Source organism: Enterococcus sp. BSD2780061688st2 D3 (genome assembly GCF_005844145.1).
GTDB classification, from domain to species: Bacteria; Bacillota; Bacilli; order Lactobacillales; family Enterococcaceae; genus Enterococcus_B; species Enterococcus_B durans.
Map to the genome: position 1 here is coordinate 61,413 of NZ_SPHN01000007.1, position 24,183 is coordinate 85,595.

The window sequence follows — 24,183 nt, forward strand, 5'->3', positions numbered from 1 at the left end:
GATTTAGTGAAACATGTTTTCATAACCCGAATAGACGGTGTTCAAAGAGCACCCCCTCGGCCCTAGTTCAAAAAAATGCAAAATATGAGGAGCAATTTTCCATTTTTTCTTACTAGGGCTCGGGGCAAAACGCTCTTTTCACAACCTTAGTCAAACATTTTCTTTGCCGCACGCATAAGCGTTGGAATGTCTTTGTCGTAACGTGGGGTTTTGACTAAACGGGACATTGGGATTCCGGCAAAGTGGAAGGCTGCTATTTCTCCGGAACGGACAGCGCTTTGTTCCGTAAAGATCATTTGATAAGGTTGTTCAACGAATTCACCAGTGAATGCTAAGTTTGTTGAATGTTGTGGAATGACTTTTGGACGGTCGCTTTTTGCTCGATTGTTGAATAAAGCAGACGCGTATGGCATATATACTGGGATATTGTTGACGACACTAGCAAAGATTTCTTTTTCTTTTGTGCGAATATTTTCTGGACCAGGATCGACTTTGGATAGTTGGCCGATCAATTCTTCCAACATTTCTTTCCCATTCATCTTGATATATTGTTTATCCACAAATTCTCCACGGCGTCTTGGGTATAAGAAGTATCCCCAAATGACAGTTTCATTTGGTTTTTGTGAAGTGAAGTGTGGTTGATGATGCACAACGATCGACATATTGACGTCTTTTTGACCTAATGGTGTGATCGGTGTGGTAGAGATAAAGGAATTCAAGGCATTACCTGGAACTTGCGTAGTGATTCGAGTGATTTCATTCAATAATAAATGATCCTTTGTTGTCAAAGTGAAGCTGACCCATTCACTTGCATCACGATCTGCGAAAAATTTATCGGGGTTTCCTACATTATAGAAACGTTCGCTTGCTTTTTTCCATAAGCTAGAAGCTGCACCGTAATCCATATTTTCAACAGCGGGGGTTTCATAGTCACCCAGTGTTGCGGAGTCAGTGATTGAACCGTTTGTGAAAAGAACAGCTGTATCGCTATCGACTGCTACATATTCTTCTTCATCGGTAAGGGTATTGATCATTTTCAATCCTGTAACGGTAATTTCATCTTGCATAGGTGTTTCTTTGAACTCCCAATCCGTCACACGACGATTTAAAATGATTTGACATCCTTGAGCTTTTAAATAATTGATGAGTGGTAACATGATGCTTTCATATTGGTTATAGCGAGTCCGGTTTACGCCGACCAGATGCTCGATTTGAGTAAATTCATAGATCATTTGGTGCATGTAGCGACGGAGTTCTTGAGCAGAGCTACGAGTACGGAAAGCAAATGTTGTTTCCCACATGAACCAGAAGTTAGTTTCAAAGAAATGGGGGTCATCTTTGAAATATTCTTCGATTGTCACATTGTCCAATTTTTCTTCTTCTGAATCAGGCATAGCGATCAATTTTGTTAATAACAAACGGTCTTTGTTATTGAAACCAAGTTTTCCGCCATCAATGATTCCTTTTCCACCTTCCATCAAACGTGCTTTGTCAAATGTCCGATGTTTTGCATCAAAATCTCTAGTATCTTCTGCCGCAGTCATGCCTGGTTCCGTTGCAGAAGGAATGCGACTTAATAGATCCATCAGATCCACATAAGTTCGATAGTTCAACATTCGTCCACCACGAGCGACATAACCTTTTTGATTTTCTAAGGGATGATTTTTATTCCAGTATTCATCTGTGACAGTGTCGGTTGGAGCGCCATCATTTGAACCATGATCATCTAAAGAATAAAACGTAATCTGATCACCATTCCATTTTCCTTCTTGAATCAAATAAACCGCAGCTGCCATATTGGCGATGCCTGCGCCAATCATAATTGCTTTACTTTTTCTCATTGTGATTCCTCCAGTATTTTACAAGTGAACGGACTAACGACTTTCTTCGATTTGTTAGATTGATTCGTATTCATCGTATAGATGGCTGTCGTCTTCGAGCAATCCAGTTTTCTTTCCTAGATATACAGCACCTAATGCCAATAAACCTAATCCAACACCGATTTTGATCAATTTTTTGCTCATAAGAAAATCCTCCTTTGAATTTTTGTCACGTCTATCTAACTAAAAGGATAGTTTCTTTTGGAGAAATTGCCAAATGATAGGGTAAGAGAAATTAGGTGATTTTGACAGATTGTTCATTGTGTCTGAATTTAATAAAAAAAGTGTGTGGAAGGAAAATCATTTTTAATGGGAAGAAAATCTAGCAGGATAGGAGATAGGATCAGTAAAAAAGAAGAGGTACATCGAAAGGATCAATTCGTTATTTATCTCAGGTGTTTTTTAAAATAAAAAGAAGGAGGGAAAAGAGGTTAAAAAACATAAGTTGTTTAATTCCAGTAAAGGTACGTGGTCTTTGATATTTCATCTATTGAATGCAAAAAAAACAAATATTATAAAATTTGTTTGTGTTATAGTATAAATATAAAATTATCTGAAAAGTCATGATTGGTGAACAAAATAAAAAAGCACCGAGAACAGTGCTTGCTTTCAAAGCTGGATACGGACAATGCCTTATTTTAACTTGCTATGTTGATTTGAATGCTACCAACAATTTCATTATACCAAAATTTAGAGCGGTTACAAGTGGTAGAACACAAAAGTTTACATAGAAATAAAAATATAGGAGCGGATTCTTCCAAGAGTGGGTAATCAGAATTTTTGCAGTTTTGATCAGAAATGAGAGGGTGAAGAGTGAATGGCAAAGGATTATACGATAGGATTAGACATTGGAACGAATTCAGTAGGTTGGGCGGTCATCACAGATGAGTATCGCTTGATGGCAAAGAAAATGTCTATCCATGGAAATACCGAGAAGAAAAAGGTGAAAAAGAATTTTTGGGGTGCACGTTTGTTTGACGAAGGACAAACAGCTGAGGCTAGAAGAAGTAAACGGACAACACGCCGAAGATTGATGCGCAGAAGATACCGTATATTGGAATTGCAAAAAATCTTTGCAGAAGAAATCTTGAAAATAGATACCAATTTTTTTGTACGATTGGACGAAAGCTTTTTGAATCCAGAGGACAAACAGTATACTCGCTTTCCAATCTTCCCCACAATGGCAGAAGAAAAATCGTATTATCAAACATACCCAACAATTTATCACTTGCGTCAGAAATTAGCTGATTCAACGGAAAAAGCAGACATCCGATTGGTGTATCTTGCTTTAGCACATATCATCAAATACCGTGGACATTTTTTATTTGAAGGAGAATTGGATACAGAAAATACTTCTGTGGAAGAAACATTTAAAGACTTTCTTGAGATCTATAATGAACAATTTGAACAAGCCAGTGCTTTCTACGAAGGTATTGCTGTGATTCTGACGGAAAAACTTTCTAAAACTAAAAAAGTAGAGAAAATACTTCAGTACTATCCTACGGAAAAGACGAATGGATGCCTTGCTCAATTCTTAAAATTGATCGTGGGGAATCAAGGAAGTTTCAAACAAGTTTTTGACTTGGATGAAGAGGCTAAAATCCAACTATCGAAAGAAAGTTATGAAGAAGAGCTTGAAAGTCTCTTAGAAAAAAGTGGCGAAGAATTTCGTGATGTATTTCTTCAGGCAAAAAAGGTATATGACGCTATTTTACTTTCAGACATCCTCTCAACGAAAAAACAGAACTCAAAAGCAAAATTATCATTGGGAATGATCGAGCGGTATGACAGCCATAAAAAAGACTTAGAAGAACTAAAACAGTTCGTGAAGACCAACCTTCCTGAAAAAACAGCAATTTTTTTCAAAGACAGTTCAAAAAACGGTTACGCTGGCTATATTGATGGAAAAACAACGCAAGAGGACTTTTATAAATTTCTCAAAAAAGAATTGAATGGTATCGTAGGTAGCGAGCGTTTCATGGAAAAAGTCGATCAGGAAAATTTTTTATTGAAACAACGAACGACTGCGAATGGTGTCATTCCTCATCAAGTACACTTAACCGAACTCAAGGCAATCATTGAACGCCAAAAGCCATACTACCCGTTTTTAGAAGAAGCACGTGATAAAATGATCCATTTGCTGACTTTCCGCATTCCTTACTATGTAGGTCCTTTGGCACAAGGTGAAGAAACCAGTTCATTTGCGTGGTTGGAAAGAAAAACACCTGAGAAAGTAACGCCATGGAACGCAACAGAAGTGATTGATTACAGTGCTTCAGCAATGAAATTCATCCAACGAATGATCAATTATGATACGTACCTTCCAACAGAAAAAGTGTTGCCTAAACATAGTATACTTTACCAAAAATACACTATATTCAATGAGCTAACCAAGGTAGCCTATAAGGATGAACGAGGGATAAAACACCAATTTTCAAGTAAAGAAAAACGTGAAATATTCAAAGAACTTTTTCAAAAACAACGAAAAGTAACGGTGAAGAAACTACAACAGTTTCTTTCTGCTAACTACAATATCGAAGATGCAGAAATTTTAGGGGTTGATAAAGCATTCAATTCCTCCTATGCGACATACCATGATTTTTTGGATCTAGCAAAACCCAATACAGAAAGAGTAGCAGAGTTGCTAGAACAGCCTGAAATGAACGCAATGTTCGAAGATATCGTGAAGATACTCACTATTTTTGAAGATCGTGAAATGATCCGAACACAACTGGAAAAATATCAGAGTGTCTTGGGGGATGGATTCTTTAAAAAATTAGTAAAGAAACATTACACTGGTTGGGGACGTTTGTCTGAACGATTGATCAATGGGATCAGAGACAAAAAAACGAATAAAACGATCCTTGATTATCTGATCGATGATGATGATTTTCCTTACAATCGTAATCGCAACTTTATGCAATTGATCAATGATGACAGTCTATCGTTCAAAGAAGAATTAGCAAACGAACTGGCTTTGGCAGGTAATCAGTCATTACTAGAAGTGGTCGAGGCGCTTCCAGGCAGCCCAGCAATCAAAAAAGGTATCTGGCAAACACTTAAGATCGTTGAAGAATTGATTGAAATCATTGGATACAACCCAAAAAATATCGTAGTTGAGATGGCTCGGGAGAACCAACGAACGAATCGTTCAAAACCACGCTTGAAAGCATTGGAAGAAGCATTAAAAAACTTTGATAGCCCTCTATTAAAAGAGCAACCCGTAGACAATCAGGCACTTCAAAAAGACCGTTTATATCTTTACTATTTGCAAAACGGTAAAGATATGTATACAGGAGAAGCCTTAGATATTGATCGACTTTCGGAATACGATATCGATCACATCGTTCCAAGAAGCTTTATCGTGGATAACTCGATCGATAATAAAGTATTGGTATCCTCTAAAGAAAATCGCTTGAAAATGGATGATGTTCCAGGTGAAAAAGTCGTTATTCGCATGAGAAGGTACTGGGAAAAATTATTGAGAGCCAATTTGATCAGTGAAAGAAAATTCGCTTATTTGACTAAACTGGAGTTGACACCTGAAGACAAGGCGCGATTTATTCAACGGCAATTAGTGGAAACGAGACAGATCACTAAGCATGTTGCTGCTATTTTGGATCAATACTTCAATCAACCAGAAGAAAGCAAGGATAAAGGTATTCGGATCATCACCCTAAAATCATCCTTAGTCAGTCAGTTTCGAAAAACTTTTGGCATCCATAAAGTGCGAGAAATCAACAACCATCACCATGCACACGATGCATATTTGAATGGGGTAGTAGCAATTGCGTTACTCAAAAAATATCCAAAACTTGAACCTGAATTTGTGTATGGAAATTATTCTAAATTCAATTTGGCAACAGAAAATAAAGCAACAGCGAAAAAAGAATTTTACTCGAATATTCTAAGATTTTTTGAAAAAGAAGAATACTCTTATGATGAAAATGGCGAGATTTTCTGGGATAAAGCAAGACATATTCCCCAGATCAAAAAGGTTATCAGCTCACATCAAGTCAATATCGTCAAAAAAGTCGAAGTACAAACAGGTGGTTTTTATAAAGAAACGGTAAACCCGAAAGGAAAACCAGATAAACTGATCCAAAGGAAAAATGGCTGGGATGTTTCGAAATATGGTGGATTTGGCAGTCCAGTGGTGGCTTATGCAGTTGCGTTTATTTACGAAAAAGGAAAGGCACGCAAAAAAGCAAAAGCAATCGAAGGAATCACTATCATGGAGCAGTCCTTATTTGAACAAGACCCAATTGGCTTTTTAAGTAACAAAGGATACTCAAATGTTACCAAATTTATCAAATTGCCCAAGTATACATTATATGAATTAGAAAATGGACGGCGAAGAATGGTTGCTAGCCACAAGGAAGCACAAAAAGCCAATTCATTTATTTTACCGGAAAAATTGGTGACATTGCTTTACCATGCCCAACACTATGATGAAATCGCCCATAAAGAAAGTTTTGACTATGTAAACGATCATCTCTCTGAATTTCGTGAGATCCTAGATCAGGTAATCGATTTTTCGAACAGATATACGATAGCTGCTAAAAATACAGAAAAAATCGCTGAATTATTTGAGCAAAACCAAGAATCAACTGTTCAAAGTCTATCGCAATCCTTTATCAATCTCATGCAGTTAAATGCGATGGGGGCTCCTGCAGATTTCAAGTTTTTTGATGTGATCATTCCGAGAAAACGATATCCAAGTTTAACAGAAATATGGGAATCAACGATTATCTATCAATCAATTACTGGACTACGAGAAACTAGGACAAGGATGGCGACTCTATGGGATGGCGAACAGTAATCATCAATACGCATTCGAAGTTGACCTATACGAACAATCATTTGATTTTTAAAAATGCACAAAAAATCGAGAAGATCCATCTTTCGGAAATCGACATTTTAGTGTTAGAAACAACCGATATCACATTGACGACGATGTTGGTGAAACGCCTGATGGATGAAAAAATCTTAGTGATCTTCTGTGATGATAAACGACTACCAACGGCGAAACTGCTGCCATTTTATGGAAGACATGACAGCAGTTTGCAACTGCCAAAGCAAATTCAATGGACGCCAGAGTTAAAAGGAACTGTTTGGACAGACATCATTGCGCAAAAGATTCAAAACCAGTATAACCTTTTGCAAGCAAATGGCTTTCATGAAAAAGCGGAAGCTTTATCAACTTTAAAAAATGGGTTAGAAATATTCGATCCCACAAATCGGGAAGGACATTCAGCGAGAATCTATTTTCAAACATTGTTTGGTACTAAGTTTTCGCGGGAGTCCGCTACAGAATTAAATGCTAGCTTAAACTACGGCTATACTCTACTAATGAGCCTATTTGCAAGGGAAATCGTTAAGAATGGTTGTATGACACAATTTGGCTTGAAGCATGCCAATCAGTTCAATGATTTTAATCTCGCAAGTGATTTGATGGAACCGTTTCGCCCTTTAGTGGATCAAATCGTATTTGCGTATCGAGAAAAAGAATTTCCGATTATCAAAAGAAGATTGTTTGATTTGTTCTCGGAAAAGTATCTGTATGGTAAGAAGGAAATGTTTTTGACCAACATCGTGGCTGATTATACTAACAAGGTAGTCAAGGTGTTAAACAATGATCTGAAAGGAGTTCCTCAATTTAGGATATGAGCTATCGCTATATGAGAATGATATTGATGTTTGACATGCCCACTGATACCAGTGACGACCGTAAAGCTTATCGAAGGTTTAGAAAATTTTTGTTAAGTGAAGGGTTTATTATGCACCAGTTCTCTGTATACAGTAAGTTGTTGCTGAATGATACTGCGAACAAAGCAATGTTGGGACGATTAAGAACCAATAATCCTAAAAAGGGATTGATCACGTTATTGACGGTTACGGAAAAACAATTTGCACGAATGGTTTATTTGAATGGCGTGAGGGATGTTAGTACAGCTAATTCTGATCAGCGTGTGGTGTTTCTTGGGGAGGATGCAGATGATGAATCTTAATTTTCCAATACTGGATCAACCAGTAAAAATTGAAAAAGGCACATTCTTCGTTATTGAAGATGTAGCAGTATTTGCCAATCTCACTAAATGTCTTTATAGATATGAAGAAGGAGAGTTGAAATTATTCAACGACCAGTATCAAAAATTGAAAGCAACAGAAATAATGGTCGTGACGGATATTTTAGGATTCGATGTAAATTCAGCACCAGTTTTAAAATTGATCTATGCGGATCTGGAGCAACAGTTGAATGAAAAAGTTGAAGTAAAATCCATGATCGACAAATTGACCACTACGATCAGCGAATTGATCGACTACGAGCTATTGGATCATGAATTGGATTTGGAAAGTGATGAAATCACGGTATTAGAGCTGTTTAAAGCACTTGGTGTAAAAATTGAAACGCACAGTGATACCATCTTTGAGAAAATATTGGAGATATTGCAAGTATACAAATATCTATCTAAAAAGAAATTACTAGTTTTCGTCAATACATGCGCTTATTTTACGTTAAAGGAGCTATTGGAGATACAAAATTACATCTCTTTGTACAACATGGATGTTTTATTTCTTGAACCACGTAAAATTGAGGGAGTCCCTCAAAAGGTTTTAGATAAAGACTATTTTTTGACATAAAAACTATGCTAAAATGAACTTAAGAACGAATGACTTGAAGCAGTCATTCAGCATTCAAGACGAAAGTTTTGCTATGGACGAGTAGTTCGGTGATAAATCACGTAGAAAAAATTTTCTGCGAGGTTTTAGAGCTATGTTGTTTTGAATGCTTCCAAAACAAATGTATTACCTAATTTAAAAATATTATTGTTTTAGAGCTATGTTGTTTTGAATGCTTCCAAAACCCTAGACTTGAAACAAGCACGCAGTTAAGCGTTTTAGAGCTATGTTGTTTTGAATGCTTCCAAAACTCGTTTAGACGTTGCTATAGACGATTATAAGTTTTAGAGCTATGTTGTTTTGAATGCTTCCAAAACAGAGCTAGGATTGATTGCTACAGTGGGTGTGTTTTAGAGCTATGTTATTTGAATGTCTAGAGGATGAAGAATAGATGACCGAGGGGTTGTTTATTCTTTTTTTCATATAATTGGACGGCGATGCTTTCTGTTAGTAACATAAAGGAGAAGGGTGGTTGGGGATATGTTTGATTCAACGTTGATGGTTTGCTTGGATTGGCTGATGACGATTTTAAATCTTGCTTCGATCATTATTTTAGTGGTCGGTGTTTTTTTAGTATTAAAAACGTTGTTTGATTGGCGGACTTTGAAGAAAGATTATGGACAGCGAAATAGTCGCAATGCAGAGATTCGCAAATTGTTGGCTAGTTATATTTTATTAAGTTTAGAAGTTTTAGTGGTGGCAGATATCATTGAATCTGTCATCAAACCAACTTGGACAGATATTTTAAAACTTGCTTTGATTATTTTGATCCGTACGATCATTTCGTATTTCTTGAATTTAGAGATTGAAGAACAACAACGAGCGAAGGCGGGGATGACAGATGAAAGCTGAGATGATCGATGGATTGGCTCCTTATTTGGAGTGGTTAGTACTACTGATCGATCTATTTGCGATCGGGCTTCTTTTATGGGGGGCGTGGTTGGCATTGAAAGATTTTATCTTTTTCTCATTAGATAAAAAAATGGCGAAAGAAGAACGAATCTTTCAAAATAATGCGATCAAGAAGATGCTGGGTGGCTACATTCTCTTAAGCCTGGAAATCCTGATTTCAGCTGGGATCATTGAGTCGATCATCAAACCGACATTGCAGGATATCTTTCAATTGGCGGCATTGGTGGTTATCCGAACAGTCATTTCGTATTTCTTGAATAAAGAAATTGGTTCAGTAGAAACACAATAAGTAAGGGGAAAATTGTTCTCATTTCCTCTAAATCCAATGGAGCAGTTGAAGTAAATACTTCGAAAAATAGACCGAAGAGAGTGGGACAAAAGTAAGAAACACTTTTATCCCACTCTTTAAAAACGAATAAACGTTGGGAGCAGAAGCAACTCCTTCTTAAATAAGCCGAAATTAACAAAAATTTGAAAAGCAATTTTCGTTAATTTCGGCTTATTTCTCGGAGTTAAACACTTCTGTCCCAACCTCTCTTTTTATGCCTTGAGATATTGGGCGAGACTTGTTACTGAAATAAATAGGCAATAGTGGACATCTTAAACCAAGGCTTGAAATATCACTTTACAGCTAAGACGATCGCTTTTTCAATGGTATCGACAGAAACAGGAATGATACCGGAAAAAGGGATAGCATCTGGTGTATAAAGTGTACGTTCACACAAAATCTTGGTATTTTCTTTTGTTGCGAGTGTTTTCAACTCTTCGGTAAGTTGATTATAGATAGTGGGTTCTACATGAAGGATACAGGTAGTTACTTTTTCCAAAGCCTCGCGATAAATCAAATAGCGAACATCTGAGTTAGTGACAATATAGATATGAAAGCGAGATTTGTCGAGACGTAAAATGCCACTTAGTTCAATAATAAATGCATCCAAACTATTATTATTGATTCTTAGATCATAAGGTAATCGTGCTTGCCATTGTTGAAATAAAGGAAGTACCTCTGCCAATAATCGTTGTTGGTCCTCTGATAAAAGATAAAATTTTTCTGGCATAAATAATTGATAGTTGTCCCAAGTAGAGCGCATCAAGCGGATCAATGCACGCTCGAATGCTTTATTTCCAAGAAAGGGGTAATCGAAATGAGTTTCAAATCGGTGGATCAACTCTTTGATTTCCTGACTATCTTCAATAAAGACTTGATGTAATTGGCAGAAATCTTCTTCGATTGCTTCATAAGAATCAAAACCGTAATCACATAAGTTGAATAGCACTAAGACAAAATAGAATTCATCGGGTACATAATGATTTTTGAGATTCGTTTTTTCCCATATCTCTTTTACATAAGCATAGATCGGGCGCTTTTGGATTTCTTCGATGAAATGAGCATTCGTCGATAGAGGCCAAGTACGCTGACTGATATAACTAACTACAAGCCCCATACGTAGAATTTCCCGATTTTCTTTATCATAGATCCGACCGCATTTCGTTGTTAAAGAGTTAATAAAAGTTTCGACTTCGTCCCAATAATCTGGCGGTAAAGCAGGTACTTTTAGGATGCCTGTTCGATAAGCGACATTCAGGAGCAACAATCTGCGTTCGATTTCTGTAAATTTTGGCGAACAATGTTCGATCTTGATTCCGCAATCGGAAAAATAGTCAAGAACTTGCTTTTTTAATGAATAGGCTTTGCTGACAGAAACAAATTCTACTTCTGTTAATTGGATATAGTCTGGCTCTTCTTCTAAATACAACTGGACTGTTTTTAGAAATAAAGAAGGGCGAGCTAGTTGCTGCATCAAATGGAATCGTGGAACATCTGGCGTGAAATATAAAGAATAATGATCTTTATCTCTTGTTGCATAGATCACATCTGGTGCTAATTCTTTTTTCAATGCTTTGATATCGTTCAATAAAGTTGTTTTGCAGACTCGTAATAATTTTGAGGTCGTATCCAAGTCGATTTCTTTCGTTGTGTAGAATTGGCCGCAAAGAAACAATTGACGTAAAATGTTTTTTTCTAAATAGGCTTCAATCATTAAGACTCCTCCACATTGTAAATAATTGAGCAAATGCATATTAATTATGCCATGTTTCGAAAGTGAAAACATGAATATTTTTCTGAAATGTCTTTTTATTCGCTTTTTTAAGGCTTTTTTTGTTATAAAAAATGAAATAATAAAAAAATATAGAGAAAAAATGAATGTGAAAATTAAACAAATGCATAATAGAATAGATGGAGATGCGAATGAAATGATAAGAATGACTTTTATTGTTCATTTTTAAAATGATTTGCTTTTATTGTAGAAGTAATTGGTGACATTTATAGGATTGAAATGTTCGGTTTTGCGCAAAGAAAATTCAGAAAAATCTAACTTTATTTCTTTTTTTTAGAAATCAGCCTGTTTTTTAACTTGTTATAAAAAAAATTATCTCATTTTTTGGGTCTATAGTCAGTTGTGTGATACAGATGCACGAAACATCTGCAGTTGCAACACGTTGGCCAACGAAAAAAATGGAGGTAATGAAACATGAAAGATATGGATATCAAAGCCGTCTTTATTGGCGACAAAGCAGAAAATGGTGCAGTTTACAAAATGTTATTGAACAAGATGGTTGATGAACATCTTGGATGGAGAGAAAACTACCTTCCTGGTGATCTTCCTGCAATCAGCGAGGAAGATAAATTGGCTCCACGATACATCGCCACCCGAGAACGAATGATGACAGTGTTAGATGAAGTCAGTGAACGGATGCGTGCTGGTTCGATTCCTTGGCATTCTGCCGGTCGTTATTGGGGGCAAATGAATGCAGAAACGTTGATGCCTTCCTTACTAGCTTATAATTATGCCATGCTTTGGAATCCTAATAACGTTGCCTTAGAATCTTCAATGGCTACCTCACAAATGGAAGCAGAGGTTGGTCAAGACTTTGCCGAATTATTCAATATGACAGATGGTTGGGGCCATATTACAGCGGATGGATCGATTGCCAATTTAGAAGGTCTGTGGTACGCACGTTGCATCAAATCAATTCCATTAGCCGTGAAAGAAGTCTTCCCAGAAAAAGTTGAGAATAAGACAGAATGGGAATTATTGAATCTTTCTGTTGAAGAAATACTCGAAATGATCGAAACATTTACAGATGAAGAGTTGGATGCAGTGAAGGCTGCGTCTTCTCGTAGCGGAAAACATATCCAAGAATTAGGTAAATGGCTAGTGCCACAAACCAAACATTATTCATGGATGAAGGCTCTAGATATTTGTGGAGTAGGACTAGATCAAATGATCGCTATCCCAGTACAAGAAGATTATCGCATGGATGTGGCGGTATTAGAAAAAACGATCCGCGAGTTAGCAGAACAAAAAATCCCTATTCTTGGTGTCGTAGCTGTTGTTGGAACGACAGAAGAAGGGCAAGTTGACAGCGTTGATAAAATCGTAGAATTACGTGAAAAATTACGAGGAGAAGGAATCTATTTCTATCTCCATGTCGATGCAGCGTATGGTGGTTATGCTCGTTCCTTATTCTTGAATGAAGCAGGTGAATTTGTTCCTTATGAATCATTGACTGAGTTCTTCGAGGAACATCAAGTATTTCATCATCAAGTGAAAATCGATAAAAGTGTTTATGATGGCTTTAAGGCAATCACTGAAGCGGACTCTGTGACGATCGATCCTCATAAGATGGGGTATGTTCCTTATGCAGCTGGCGGTATCGTCATCAAACATAAAAACATGCGGAACATCATTTCTTATTTTGCTCCTTATGTTTTTGAAAAATCAGTCAAAGCGCCCGATATGTTAGGTGCATATATTCTAGAAGGATCAAAAGCTGGAGCAACAGCCGCCGCAGTCTGGACAGCTCATCGGGTCTTACCGTTGAATGTGACTGGATATGGGCAATTGATTGGTGCATCGATTGAAGCAGCGCAACGTTTCAGAGAATTCTTAGGTCAATTAAGCTTTACAGTCAAAGGGAAAACAATCGAAGTTCATCCATTGAATCATCCTGATTTCAACATGGTCGACTGGGTATTCAAAGTCCAAGATTGCACAGATTTGAAGAAGATCAACGACTTGAATGAAAAAATGTTTGATGTCTCTTCTTATATGGATGGAGATGTGTATGATGAACGCTTTATTACTTCACATACGACCTTTACAAAAGCGGATTATGGTGATTCGCCAGTGAAATTTATTGAAAGCCTAGGACTCTCAAAAGAGGAATGGCAAAAAGAACAACAAGTGACTTTGTTGAGAGCCGCAATCATGACGCCGTATTTGAATGATGATAAGATTTTTAAATTTTATACAGATGCGATCACAAAAGCCATTGAAAAGAAATTGAACAAATTACTATAAGAAAATGAATCGTGAACCGTCTAGCAATGAATGAAAGACACTTCCCCAGCTTGTCCACAGGAGTTCATAAAAGTAAGTATCCATAAGAAAAACGTCAATATTTATTTTTCAAAATTGCACGTGTATTTTGACTGATATAAAAAGCGTACTTGTTGCTATGATCTCATTCCCCCTGTGGCATTCAGAAAGCTAGACGGTTTATTTGTCTGTGATAGAAAGAAGGAAAAATAAAATGGCGGATTCAAAATCCAAACAAATTACCACGCTGACCTTTATTGGGATGACTTGTGCGCTTGTTGCTAGTGTCCGAAATATACCAGATGTGGCTGCGACTGGCTGGACGATGTTGTTTTACATGCTTGTGGCGGTATTATTCTATGCGTTTCCGATTTCATTGATCTCTGGAGAGTTTGCTGGGATGTTTCCACAAAATGGTGGGCCAGAGTTGTGGGTATCTAATTCTTTAGGAAGAAAATGGGGCTTTGTTGTTTCTTGGCTTCTATGGGTCCAAATGTTTCCTGGAATGGTGATGGTTGCTTCTGCTCTTGCGCCATTATTTGGAAATATCATTGACAACGTGCCACTTGGGTTGAATAGCAAGTTTACGTTAGTTGTGATCTTAGTTGTTTATTGGATCGTTACCTTATTGAATTTGAAATTCGATATGGCAAAGATCGGCGGAAAGATTGGTGTCTGGCTAGGACTATATATTCCTTTAGCGATGATGCTTCTATTAGGCATCATTACTTGGATCAAGGTGGGTATTTTACCACATGGCACATTAGGAAGTTTCTCATGGGAAAAATTGATTCCTGATGCGAAAACAGCTAGCTCATTTGTTTATTTTGCACCAATCATGTTTATTTTTACTGGGATAGAAATGTCTTCTGTTTATATTACTCGTCTTAAAAATCCAGTGAAAACTTATATTCGCGGGATTTTTGCTGCTTTGATTTTCTTGTTTTTGGTGAATACGCTAAATGCGCTAGTTGTAGCGAATGTGGTACCAAAAGGACAAATGGAATTAAACAATATTGCTCAATCTATCTCCATCTATTGTCAAATCTTGGGGTTACCACATATCATCGTGAATATTTTCAGTCTGCTTGTTTTTGTCGGAGTTGCTGTACAGTTGTCTGCTTGGGCTTCGGGACCTGCGAAAACAGTTACCGCAAGTGCCAGAAAAGGAGCTTACCCACCAAAATTCAACTTTTGGAAAACGAATCAATTTGATGTTTCAAAATCAGTGATTTTAACTCAATCAACAATTATTTCGATTTTTGCATTGTTTTATCTATTGATTCCTGGAGTCAATCAAGCTTTCTTGATGTTAGTCAATTCAACCACAGTTATCTATTGTATCGTCTATGTGATCATGGGGATCGCTATCTTGAAATTAAGACAGGCTCATCCTGAATACAAACGACCATTTAGAATTGGCAAGAAAGGAAGCAATAGCAATCTAGGTGCTTGGATCGTTGTCCTTATCTTGTTTGCAGCGATTGTATTTTCTGTGGGATTGACGATGAAAGCAGGCACATTGATCAACTTGATTGCAGTGACTGTGATCAGCCTTGTCTTATTTTTTGCACCTTTAGGTATCGAAAAAATCAGAAAACCATCATGGGAGCAAGAAGTAACTGACAAATTGAACAAAGAATAAAGAAAAGGTGAGTAAGATGGAACGAACAACAATGAAGAAAGCTTTAACGAATCGAAATATCCAAATGATTGCGCTAGGAGGTGCGATCGGTACAGGATTATTTTTAGGTTCTGCTAAAGCAATCCGATTGGCTGGACCGGCTGTCTTACTCACTTATTTTATTTGTGGAATTGCTATTTATAGTTTGATGCACGCAATGGGTGATCTATTTTTAACAAATAGCGACTTTCAATCAATCGGTGATTTCATTCATTACTATCTGGGTGACCGTTGGGCTTTTTTTGTCAATTGGACGTATTGGTTATGTTGGATGGCAGCAGGGTTGACGGAATTAACGGCGATAGGATTGTATATTCGCTTTTGGTTTCCTGACAGTTCACCATTACTTAGCGGAATCCTTGTTCTTAGTGCGTTGGTCGTAGTCAATATTGTTGCTGTTCGCTGGTTTGGCGAATTAGAATCATTTTTTTCTACGATAAAGATTTTTGGGATCTTCCTATTTATTTTGTTGGGTATCGGCATCAGCATCTGGCATTTTCAGACACCTCATATTGGAGTCAAAGAGAATTTCGGGACGATTCATTCCTTTTTCCCATTTGGGCTGACAGGAATCGCTACTTCTTTTCCAATGGTATTATTTAGCTTTGCCGGTGTGGAGATGATTGGATTGACAGTAGGGGAAACAAGCGACCCACAAGAAAATTTGAAAAAAGCAATCAAATGTTTACCTGCACGCATTCTCTTTTTCTATATTGGAACGATCGTAGCGATTTTATTGGTTGTCCCTTGGCAAAATCTTGATTTAAAAGAAAGTCCATTGGTCACAATGCTTCAAATGGTCCATTGGAGCAAAGGTGCGGGAATGATCAATTTTATCATCTTGGTGGCTTCCTTATCCTCCACGAATAGTGCAATCTACAGTACAAGTCGTATCTTATATAATACGGCAAAAGAAAAAAATCTATCCAAATGGTTTTTATTTATTTCTTCCCGCAGTGTACCGCTACATGGCATTTTATTTACAGGTGGTATGTTCTTGCTAGGGTTGTGTCTACACTTTTTTGTTGCAGATAGTCGCATGTTATTTCAATTATTAGCTGGGATGACTACAGTTTGCTTTTTATTTGTTTGGTCTTCGATTCTTTGTGCCCATCTTAAATTGCCAATCAATCTGCTACAAAAAAATCGAGATAAAATAACGTTTCTTTTCTTCCTTATGGTGGGATTGAGTCTGTTTTTTGAATCAGCTACCCGAATGATTCCATTGATTTCTCTTGGTTGGTTTATTGGCTTGAATCTGATGTATAGAAGAATCCACGTCAGCCATAAAAAAGAAATGAGCGTGGGACAAAAGTAAGAAATACTTTTGTCTCATTCTTTAAAAACGAATAAACGGTGGGAGCAGAAGCAACTCCTCTAAAATTATTTATTTCAGGGGTCTCTGAAATAATCGCCGTTCATCCATGGCTCTCCTACGTATAATAAAAGTATCAAATCGAAACAGGAGGGATTGCCATGATGTGGTATAAAGAAACAGTTGACCAGGTGATGCAGACACTTCAGACAACCCAAGATGGATTAGGACAAGAAGAACGGACGAAACGCTTAGCGAAATATGGGTACAATCAAATCGAAGTCAAAAAGAAAGTTCATCCTTTAAGGAAATTTTTCAAGCACTTTACCGATTTGCTGATGATCATACTATTGATTGCGGCTCTTTTGAAATTTTTCACAGGCGATGTGATCGAAGGAAGCATCATTTTATCTGTAGTCGTCGTGAATAGTTTTGTGGGCTACTGGCAGGAACGTAAAGCAGAAGAATCACTAAATGGATTAAAAGAGATGATGGGGCAAGAAGCTGTGATCTTTACGGAAGGCATCAAAGAACTGGTTGAGGCCAAAGAACTGATCATCGGAGACATTATCGCTTTAAAAGCTGGCGATGTCGTTCCTGCAGATATTCGACTGATTGAGGTCCATGACTTCATGGTAGAAGAAGCTGCTTTGACAGGGGAATCGGAAGCTATCGAAAAAACGAGTGCAACGATCAAAAAGACGGTTGCTACTGGTGACCAAGTGAACATGGCGTTTTCAGGAACGTTAGTACAAACGGGGTCAGCAATTGGCGTAGTGGTTGAAACAGCCAACTCAACAGAAATCGGTAAGATCAACCAAGCACTACAAACGGTAGAACAACAGACCACGCCGCTTGTCAGGAAAATCCATCAGTTGAATAAGCAGATTTTTCGCGGAATCATTTTCTTGAGCCTATTCCTGATTTTCTTCACAACATTCCGCTACGGATTGGAATTGAATTTTCTCTTTTCTACGATCATTGCTTTGATCGTGTCAATGATCCCAGAAGGTTTGCCAGCGGTGTTGACGATGATCCTTTCATTGGGTGTGAATGAAATGGCGAAGGAGCAAGCAATCATCAAAGGGTTACCATCAGTTGAAACTCTCGGCTCAATGACCGTGATTTGTTCGGATAAAACAGGAACCTTAACAAAGAACGAGATGAGTGTTGTAGAGACTTTAACAGATGAGAAAGAAAAAATGCTTGCGATCATGAAAAATTGTCAGGAAGCACAAACAAAAGCAGATCAACGTGTAGCAGAGTTAAACGGGAATCCGACAGAGTTAGCGCTGTTGCGCTATGCTGAAAATGCAGAAGTTTCTTTGGAAAAGTTACACGGAAAACTGCCTTTTAGCTCCAGTTACAAGTACATGGCTACGATGCACGAACACCAAGATGGGAAAGTCATTTATGTCAAAGGAGCACCGGAAGTATTACTGGCTAAAGCAGACTTAACGACTGAAAAGTTAAAAGAATGGCAAGAAAAAGCAAAAGCTTTAGCACAGAAAGGGCAACGTGTACTTGGGTTTGCTTATAAGGTGGTACCGAATGAGCAGCCATTAACACATGGAGCGTTAGAGCAATTAACGTTTGTCGGGATCGCTGGCATCATTGATCCGCCTAAAGAAAGTGCAATCAAGGCTGTCAAGGAATGTCAAACTGCAGGAATTTCGGTCAAAATGATCACAGGTGATCACAAAGACACGGCAAAAGCTATTGCAGAGCAGATTGGGTTGAAACATACCACTACTGTATTAGAAGGAATCGACTTGGATCAGTTATCGGCGGAAGGATTAGCAGAGAAAGTCCAAACAGTGGATGTCTTTGCCAGAACGACACCAGAGCATAAACTTCGGATCGTTGAGGCGCTACAAAAGAATGAGGAAATCGTTGGGATGACAGGTGATGGAGTCAATGACGCTCCAGCGTTGAAGAGAGCAGATGTCGGGATCGCTATGGGAATCAAGGGTAGTGAAGTCAGTAAACAAGCAGCAGATATGGTTTTGGGAGATGATAATTTCCATACGATTGCCAAAGCAGTCAAAGAAGGACGGAGAATTTTAGACAATCTGCAAAAGACGATCAACTTCTTCTTACCAACAGCTTTAGCACAAGGATTGATCATTATCTGGGCACTGTTGGCTAACCAACCACTACCGTTGACGCCTGTACAAATTCTCTGGGTAAATATGGTCACGACGATCACGTTATCCTACGCATTAGGATTCGAACAGGCAGGGAAAGATACGATGACAAGACCACCTAGAGATCCAAAGCAAGGAATTCTCACGAGGTACAATGTTTTTCGAATCTTTTATGTCTCCTTGCTGATCATGATCCCAGCTTACTTTCTGGCAATGCGCTTTGAGGGACAAGCGTTACAGCAAACCATGCTTTTACAAAATATCGTCGGCGCGCAAGCAGTATATATGATCAATTGCCGAGAATTAGTAGATGCTTCCTTGAATAAAAGAATGCTGAAAAACAAAGCATTGTTCATTTCTTTAGGAATCCTTTTCATCCTACAGGCAGCGGTCGTTTATCTTCCCTTCATGCAACACTTGATTGGTACAACCAGTCTTTCACTACAACAGCAACTACCAATCTTATTAAATATCATCATGTTATTTATAATCGTTGAGGTAGAGAAGATAGTTAGTAAGAAAATGATCAAAATGAGAGAATAAATTATCCATGGAAAAGATTTTGTGGAACATCTAACTTATCGAAGACCAACTCCTTGAAATAAGTCTGGATTTTTCAAAACATGAGAAACTGTTTCAAAAAATCCATTCTTATTGCTTGATGCAGACCAGCCTTTTCACAACCTTATCTACGGTGTTCAAAGAGCTGACCTTCAACAATAAGTCAAAAAATCTCAAAATATGGGAAGCTATTTCGAGATTTTCTTCCTTATTGCTCAGGTCAAAGCGCTCTTTTCACAACCTTTATACACGGTGTTCAAAGACCAACTTCTTGAAATAAGTCTGGATTTTTCAAAACATGGAGAGCTGTTTCGAAAAATCCATTCTTATTGTCAGCGGAGCTGAACGGTCTTTTCACAACCTTATTCACGGTGTTCAAGAAGCAACTCCTCAACAATAAGGCCTAGATTTTCAAAATATGGGAAGCTATTTTAAAAATCTAGTTCTTATTTGCTCGGAGCTGGGCGCTTCTTTCACAACCTTTATACATAACTTCTTTTTGTCTTCTTGTAGAGGCGGTCTAGTTCGTTTTTTGTTGGGATGGTTGAGAGGTAGATTACTTCTATTGGTGGTGCTTCTATTGGGATATTTGAGACGAATAAATCATTTTTATTGAATTTTATTTCTGCGAGTTGACTGTATTCTATTGGTTTTACTTGTACTCTTTTTCCAAAGGAGGCATTTAATTCCTGTTGCAAGAATGCTTTCCATGAGGGTTCTCCTTGAAATAGAAAATAGACGATTACCTGATTCGGTTTGACGGCTAGGAGTGCTTGCTGTGTTAGTAAGGATAATAGATAGAAAAAATAGGTTTCATCATTGATTGGAAGAGCGGGTGTTTTTATTTTTTCAAGCAAACGTACTTTGTAAGGATACAAGTCGGTATAGTTAGTTTCATATTCTTCCACGAAATAATGATATTGTGACTGGAGTTGTTCCATAAGTAACGGTGATTCATGATATTTCAATAACATCAAAATCAAATTATGACTTAATTTTGTATCCCGTAAAGAAGACAGTGATAAATGATCTGAAAGTTCCTGAACAAACGCTTGGATACTTGTTGAAAAAGGATAACTTGATAAAGTGTTAGTAATTTTAGTTGTATAGTTGTTATTGTAATTCCAACTATCCAAAAAACAAGAAAAGGCAAAAACGGCTTCTTCATTTTTTAAATAAACTCCTTCATTTTCGTATAATGTCTGTAGATCAGAGAGATAAAGGAGAAACAACGGATCAGTCGGTGATAGGCTATATGTTGCCATTCGACTATTTGCTTTTATACGAATCGTATTAATGAAAAACCAACAGACACCAAAGATCTCTTCTGTTTCTACTGCTAAATCAGTCTGGTCGATCTGCTTTAAAAAACGAAAATAATGCGATTCATGTACAGAAAAATCTTCGAAAAAATAACCATTATGGGTGAATGGCAAAAGTAACCGATGATAAAAAAGGCGAATGGTTTGTTCCTTGCCGGTGATTTCCGCCGTGTGACGTGTCAACTTGATCTGCAAATGGTAAGGGCTTAACGAGAGGTTCAATTTTTTCACATGCCTTTTTAGCGTTTCATAGGACAGACCATTGTTATTTAGAAAAGAAGGGATTCTTACTTGTTTATTCACCAATAGTTCTTTTAAAAGTTGGACACTGATGGATTGCCGCAAAAAGATTTCCCATAGATCGTTGGCCAATAAATTTGGTTGATGGTTTAAGTGGATACCGGCTTGATCACTATCGATCACCCAACCTTCTGGAAGTTGAGTTCGGATCATTTGCAGATCGGAAAATACGGTTCTTTCTGTCGTATCTGCTTCATTGGCTAGTTCATTGACTGTGATTTTTGGGTGGTTCAACAGCAGTTCGAGTAGGGTGACCTGACGCTGGATGTCTTTTTCAGTAATAATTTTTTTCATCAAAGAATACATAAGGCTCTCCTTTTTGCCTATAAACAAGACATGGATTAATTATTGTTTTGTTTCTTTACTTTATAAAAAATAGCTTTTCTTAAGTATAAGGAAAAAAGAAAGGAAAGTAAAAAACTAGTGATATCCTTTAACAATAAAGAAGAAAGAAAATTTCATCGCTTGCTTTTTTGATTAGGATCTTTGTTATTTTAATAAAAATAAAGTTTCTATTATTTGGGAAAAATAGTTTTCATGGATTCTGGTAAATGATTTATTCTATGTTCAGGGGGGAGAAAATGAAAAATATACCTATTACGCCAGATTTGCAACAATCTTTCAATTACATAAAAGCAAACAGTCTAATAAAAGAAAGACAAAAGAGTTCCAGCCATATCGAAGGGGTCATTTATGATCGAAAAAAAGTCAAAGTGGCTGATGAAAAAGAGAATGACGTGTGGAATCACATGTCTAGTTTAAGTGAATGTACATCTGATGCGGTGGCTAGTTTGGCAGTAGCAGTGAATCAGGCGCAGGAACGCGAATTACTGTCAGCTCAAGCTACTATAGAGATAACAAGGATGTGGAATGCTCTTTATTTTTCTCGTTGCTATCAGTTGGAGTGGTCAACAAAATCCCAAGAATTAGAAGAAATAGAAAATAAAAGAAAAGCGAGACATGCTAGAAAGATGATTACTCAGAGAAAAGGTGTCTGTTTTTTCATCAATGAGCGATAGTCGGAAATCTACGAGTACGATCGACAAAATAAACCATAAAAACGAAGTAGCAAAGAATTTTTTCTTGCTGCTTCGTTTTTTTAATTAATTTAAATAGAATTCCTTCAATGTTTTCGAAATCATTTTAGTCAAAGGATGATCTTTTGTGAATGTCGTGGAAAGGTAAATCGTTCTACTGAGTGGTAAGTCTTCGATCTCTCTCAAAACAAATGGATCGTTCTCATCATAAGACCAAGAAATTTTGGGAAAGAAACTAATCGCTAATCCTTGTCTAAGAATGGAGCGAAGGGTAGCGGGATCATCAGTCGATGAACTGATCGTTAATTCAATATTTTTTGCTTCGAGAGCGACGTCTAATGTATGGCGAAAGGCATTATTTTTAGACAGCATCAGCATCGGTGTGCGGCGGATATCATCTAACTGCAAAGTTTCTTTTTTAGCTAATGGATGTGTTTTAGGGATCGCTACATAAACAGGCTCTTCCATGATCGGCACGTTTGTCATACCTGGTTTTATTTCCGAAGTGATATATAAAACTGGATCAGTGATATCTTCTGGTAACTGATGCTGCATGATCGTTAATTGGATCGTAGGATGTTTTTCTTGAAAAATTTTTACTAGATTCGGAATCGAGACCGAAGCGACTTCTAAGTAGAGAATAACGGAGGTGATGATCTTTTCATTCACAGAAGAAATCAATTTGATCCCTTCGTCTAAAGTGGCTAATGTCTTGACAGCGTAAGGGTAAAACTCTTCTGCGTAAATCGTTGGTTCGATATTACGCCCGCTGTGATAAAACAAAGGAACGCCTAACTCACTTTCAAGGTGTTTGATTGCCCTACTTAAAGCTGGTTGGGAAATAAATAAATCTTTTGCTGCTTGTGTGACATTCTGTGTTTCAAAAACCTTTTTAAAATACTGTAAATGAAGTAATTTCATGTCCTACACCCGATTCATACCTTTTTGTTATGGATTTTTCTTTTTTTGGTATTTTTCATTATAGCAGAATTTTACTATGATAACAGAGGAAAAAGTAAGTGCCAAAGGAGGAACATTCATGAGTACAGGATTTTTATTTCCGGGACAGGGAAGTCAAACACTTGGGATGTTAAAAGATGTGCCAACTGAATACATTGACAGTATTGAAAATGTGACTGGATTTCGACTGCTAGATGAAGAAGCATCTTATCAGGATACGATTTTTATCCAGTTAGCTTTGCTAACAAAAGCGGCTTATTACCTTGATGAAATGAAAGAACGAGGAATCAAGCCAGATCTTGTAGCAGGACATTCAATTGGAGCATTCAGTGCAGCAGTAGCTTGCGGAGCATTAAGCTTTGAAAATGCTGCCGAACTTGTTTATCACCGAGCAAATTTGATGAAAACTTCATACCCAAGCGGTTATGCGATGGGCGTTATCGTCGGTCTAACAAGAAGTGAAGCGGAAAAAGTCGTTGCAGAAACATTTGATCCAAATGAACCAGTTTATCTTTCAAATGAGAATTGCCCATTGCAACATACGATTTCTGGCAGTATCACTGGCTTAGAAAAAACATTGGCCGCAGCGAAAACACAGCAAGCGCGAACAGCGAAGTTATTGAAGGTCCCAGTTCCTTCCCATTGTGTATTGATGAATGATACCGTTGAAAAATTCAAGCCTTACATGGATACCGTTTCTGTTAAAGATGCCGACTGTTTGTATTTGAAAAATATCGATGGCCGAGCAACGAAAGATGCAGAAGAGATCCGGAAAGATTTACTTGAAAACCTGGCTTTTCCTGTTCAATGGAACCAAATGATGGGGATTGCACATGAGCTAGGAATGGATTTGACGATTGAATTTCCACCCGGCAATACTTTAACAAAGTTGATTCACGCAAGATTTGGTGTAGATCAAGGGATACGAACTCTTAATTTAGATCAACATGGCGTTGATGACACCACGTTTCTATATCAAAAATGGAGATGAATATT

At 37.5% G+C, this 24,183-nt stretch carries 17 protein-coding genes; 12 read left to right on the plus strand and 5 right to left on the minus strand.

Going from position 1 to position 24,183, the window contains the following annotated elements; translation table 11 throughout:
* Nucleotides 1-146: 146 nt before the first annotated feature.
* On the minus strand, nt 147-1,841 hold the full coding sequence (locus FGQ66_RS07305; RefSeq protein ID WP_005877895.1) for an oleate hydratase: 1,695 nt from the start codon (nt 1,839-1,841) through the stop codon (nt 147-149).
* Between the two features lie 54 nt (nt 1,842-1,895).
* Nucleotides 1,896-2,024 carry a hypothetical protein gene (locus FGQ66_RS07310; protein WP_005877894.1) on the minus strand — a complete coding sequence of 43 codons (129 nt, stop codon included), beginning with the start codon at nt 2,022-2,024 and terminating at the stop codon, nt 1,896-1,898.
* A gap of 673 nt (nt 2,025-2,697) precedes the next feature.
* On the opposite strand from FGQ66_RS07310, the gene cas9 reads away from it, so the two are divergent.
* The 6 genes from cas9 (at nt 2,698) to FGQ66_RS07340 (ending at nt 9,765) form a co-directional block, all read left to right on the plus strand.
* Entirely contained in the window at nt 2,698-6,702 is a 4,005-nt protein-coding gene (cas9, locus tag FGQ66_RS07315; protein ID WP_138302073.1) for a type II CRISPR RNA-guided endonuclease Cas9, read from the plus strand.
* Nucleotides 6,684-7,550, plus strand: a complete 867-nt coding sequence (cas1, locus tag FGQ66_RS07320) for a type II CRISPR-associated endonuclease Cas1 (protein WP_005877887.1) — start codon at nt 6,684-6,686, stop codon at nt 7,548-7,550. Before cas9 ends, cas1 begins: the two co-directional genes overlap by 19 nt.
* Nucleotides 7,547-7,891 (plus strand): CRISPR-associated endonuclease Cas2, encoded by a 345-nt coding sequence (cas2, locus tag FGQ66_RS07325; protein ID WP_005877885.1) that lies wholly within the window; start codon nt 7,547-7,549, stop codon nt 7,889-7,891. The genes cas1 and cas2 overlap by 4 nt, the downstream gene beginning before the upstream one ends.
* Nucleotides 7,881-8,525: a type II-A CRISPR-associated protein Csn2 gene (gene csn2 / locus FGQ66_RS07330; protein WP_081134226.1), complete on the plus strand. Its 645-nt coding sequence runs from the start codon at nt 7,881-7,883 to the stop codon at nt 8,523-8,525. Before cas2 ends, csn2 begins: the two co-directional genes overlap by 11 nt.
* Nucleotides 8,526-9,044: 519 nt before the next feature.
* Nucleotides 9,045-9,416 carry a DUF1622 domain-containing protein gene (locus FGQ66_RS07335; protein ID WP_113846477.1) on the plus strand — a complete coding sequence of 124 codons (372 nt, stop codon included), beginning with the start codon at nt 9,045-9,047 and terminating at the stop codon, nt 9,414-9,416.
* Nucleotides 9,406-9,765, plus strand: a complete 360-nt coding sequence (locus FGQ66_RS07340; RefSeq protein WP_081134167.1) for a DUF1622 domain-containing protein — start codon at nt 9,406-9,408, stop codon at nt 9,763-9,765. Before FGQ66_RS07335 ends, FGQ66_RS07340 begins: the two co-directional genes overlap by 11 nt.
* Nucleotides 9,766-10,096: 331 nt before the next feature.
* Here FGQ66_RS07340 and FGQ66_RS07350 read toward each other — a convergent pair whose 3' ends face one another.
* Entirely contained in the window at nt 10,097-11,518 is a 1,422-nt protein-coding gene (locus FGQ66_RS07350) for a DNA-binding protein (RefSeq protein ID WP_138302075.1), read from the minus strand.
* A gap of 492 nt (nt 11,519-12,010) precedes the next feature.
* Here FGQ66_RS07350 and tdc point away from each other — a divergent pair, with 492 nt between their 5' ends.
* From tdc to FGQ66_RS07370, 4 genes are all read left to right on the plus strand, one after another.
* Nucleotides 12,011-13,843 (plus strand): tyrosine decarboxylase, encoded by a 1,833-nt coding sequence (gene tdc / locus FGQ66_RS07355; RefSeq protein ID WP_138302076.1) that lies wholly within the window; start codon nt 12,011-12,013, stop codon nt 13,841-13,843.
* A gap of 232 nt (nt 13,844-14,075) precedes the next feature.
* Complete coding sequence (locus FGQ66_RS07360; RefSeq protein WP_113846474.1) at nt 14,076-15,506, plus strand: amino acid permease; 1,431 nt, start codon at nt 14,076-14,078, stop codon at nt 15,504-15,506.
* Nucleotides 15,507-15,522: 16 nt separating this feature from the next.
* Nucleotides 15,523-16,863, plus strand: a complete 1,341-nt coding sequence (locus FGQ66_RS07365) for an amino acid permease (RefSeq protein WP_138302077.1) — start codon at nt 15,523-15,525, stop codon at nt 16,861-16,863.
* Between the two features lie 158 nt (nt 16,864-17,021).
* Nucleotides 17,022-19,550, plus strand: coding sequence for an HAD-IC family P-type ATPase (locus FGQ66_RS07370; protein WP_138302078.1), 2,529 nt, complete (start codon nt 17,022-17,024; stop codon nt 19,548-19,550).
* Nucleotides 19,551-20,050: 500 nt separating this feature from the next.
* Here FGQ66_RS07370 and mafR read toward each other — a convergent pair whose 3' ends face one another.
* The gene (gene mafR, locus FGQ66_RS07375; RefSeq protein ID WP_138302079.1) at nt 20,051-21,496 is read right to left on the minus strand and encodes a global transcriptional activator MafR; all 1,446 of its coding nucleotides are present in this window, start codon (nt 21,494-21,496) and stop codon (nt 20,051-20,053) included.
* Between the two features lie 275 nt (nt 21,497-21,771).
* Between mafR and FGQ66_RS07380 the strand changes: the two genes are divergently transcribed.
* Complete coding sequence (locus FGQ66_RS07380; RefSeq protein WP_138302080.1) at nt 21,772-22,209, plus strand: hypothetical protein; 438 nt, start codon at nt 21,772-21,774, stop codon at nt 22,207-22,209.
* An 84-nt stretch (nt 22,210-22,293) separates the two neighbouring features.
* Here FGQ66_RS07380 and FGQ66_RS07385 read toward each other — a convergent pair whose 3' ends face one another.
* On the minus strand, nt 22,294-23,148 hold the full coding sequence (locus FGQ66_RS07385; protein WP_081134175.1) for a LysR family transcriptional regulator: 855 nt from the start codon (nt 23,146-23,148) through the stop codon (nt 22,294-22,296).
* A gap of 118 nt (nt 23,149-23,266) precedes the next feature.
* On the opposite strand from FGQ66_RS07385, the gene FGQ66_RS07390 reads away from it, so the two are divergent.
* Entirely contained in the window at nt 23,267-24,178 is a 912-nt protein-coding gene (locus FGQ66_RS07390; protein WP_138302081.1) for an ACP S-malonyltransferase, read from the plus strand.
* Nucleotides 24,179-24,183: the final 5 nt, after the last annotated feature.

What these genes read in the sequence shown, in the direction of transcription:
- FGQ66_RS07370 (WP_138302078.1), top strand. Translation starts at nt 17,022, where the DNA reads ATGATGTGGTATAAAGAAACAGTTGACCAGGTGATGCAGACACTTCAG.
- FGQ66_RS07340 (WP_081134167.1), top strand. Translation starts at nt 9,406, where the DNA reads ATGAAAGCTGAGATGATCGATGGATTGGCTCCTTATTTGGAGTGGTTA.
- csn2 (WP_081134226.1), top strand. Translation starts at nt 7,881, where the DNA reads ATGAATCTTAATTTTCCAATACTGGATCAACCAGTAAAAATTGAAAAA.
- FGQ66_RS07305 (WP_005877895.1), bottom strand. Translation starts at nt 1,841, where the DNA reads ATGAGAAAAAGTAAAGCAATTATGATTGGCGCAGGCATCGCCAATATG.
- FGQ66_RS07385 (WP_081134175.1), bottom strand. Translation starts at nt 23,148, where the DNA reads ATGAAATTACTTCATTTACAGTATTTTAAAAAGGTTTTTGAAACACAG.
- FGQ66_RS07335 (WP_113846477.1), top strand. Translation starts at nt 9,045, where the DNA reads ATGTTTGATTCAACGTTGATGGTTTGCTTGGATTGGCTGATGACGATT.
- cas1 (WP_005877887.1), top strand. Translation starts at nt 6,684, where the DNA reads ATGGGATGGCGAACAGTAATCATCAATACGCATTCGAAGTTGACCTAT.
- cas9 (WP_138302073.1), top strand. Translation starts at nt 2,698, where the DNA reads ATGGCAAAGGATTATACGATAGGATTAGACATTGGAACGAATTCAGTA.
- tdc (WP_138302076.1), top strand. Translation starts at nt 12,011, where the DNA reads ATGAAAGATATGGATATCAAAGCCGTCTTTATTGGCGACAAAGCAGAA.
- FGQ66_RS07390 (WP_138302081.1), top strand. Translation starts at nt 23,267, where the DNA reads ATGAGTACAGGATTTTTATTTCCGGGACAGGGAAGTCAAACACTTGGG.
- mafR (WP_138302079.1), bottom strand. Translation starts at nt 21,496, where the DNA reads ATGTATTCTTTGATGAAAAAAATTATTACTGAAAAAGACATCCAGCGT.
- FGQ66_RS07365 (WP_138302077.1), top strand. Translation starts at nt 15,523, where the DNA reads ATGGAACGAACAACAATGAAGAAAGCTTTAACGAATCGAAATATCCAA.
- cas2 (WP_005877885.1), top strand. Translation starts at nt 7,547, where the DNA reads ATGAGCTATCGCTATATGAGAATGATATTGATGTTTGACATGCCCACT.
- FGQ66_RS07360 (WP_113846474.1), top strand. Translation starts at nt 14,076, where the DNA reads ATGGCGGATTCAAAATCCAAACAAATTACCACGCTGACCTTTATTGGG.
- FGQ66_RS07350 (WP_138302075.1), bottom strand. Translation starts at nt 11,518, where the DNA reads ATGATTGAAGCCTATTTAGAAAAAAACATTTTACGTCAATTGTTTCTT.
- FGQ66_RS07380 (WP_138302080.1), top strand. Translation starts at nt 21,772, where the DNA reads ATGAAAAATATACCTATTACGCCAGATTTGCAACAATCTTTCAATTAC.
- FGQ66_RS07310 (WP_005877894.1), bottom strand. Translation starts at nt 2,024, where the DNA reads ATGAGCAAAAAATTGATCAAAATCGGTGTTGGATTAGGTTTATTGGCA.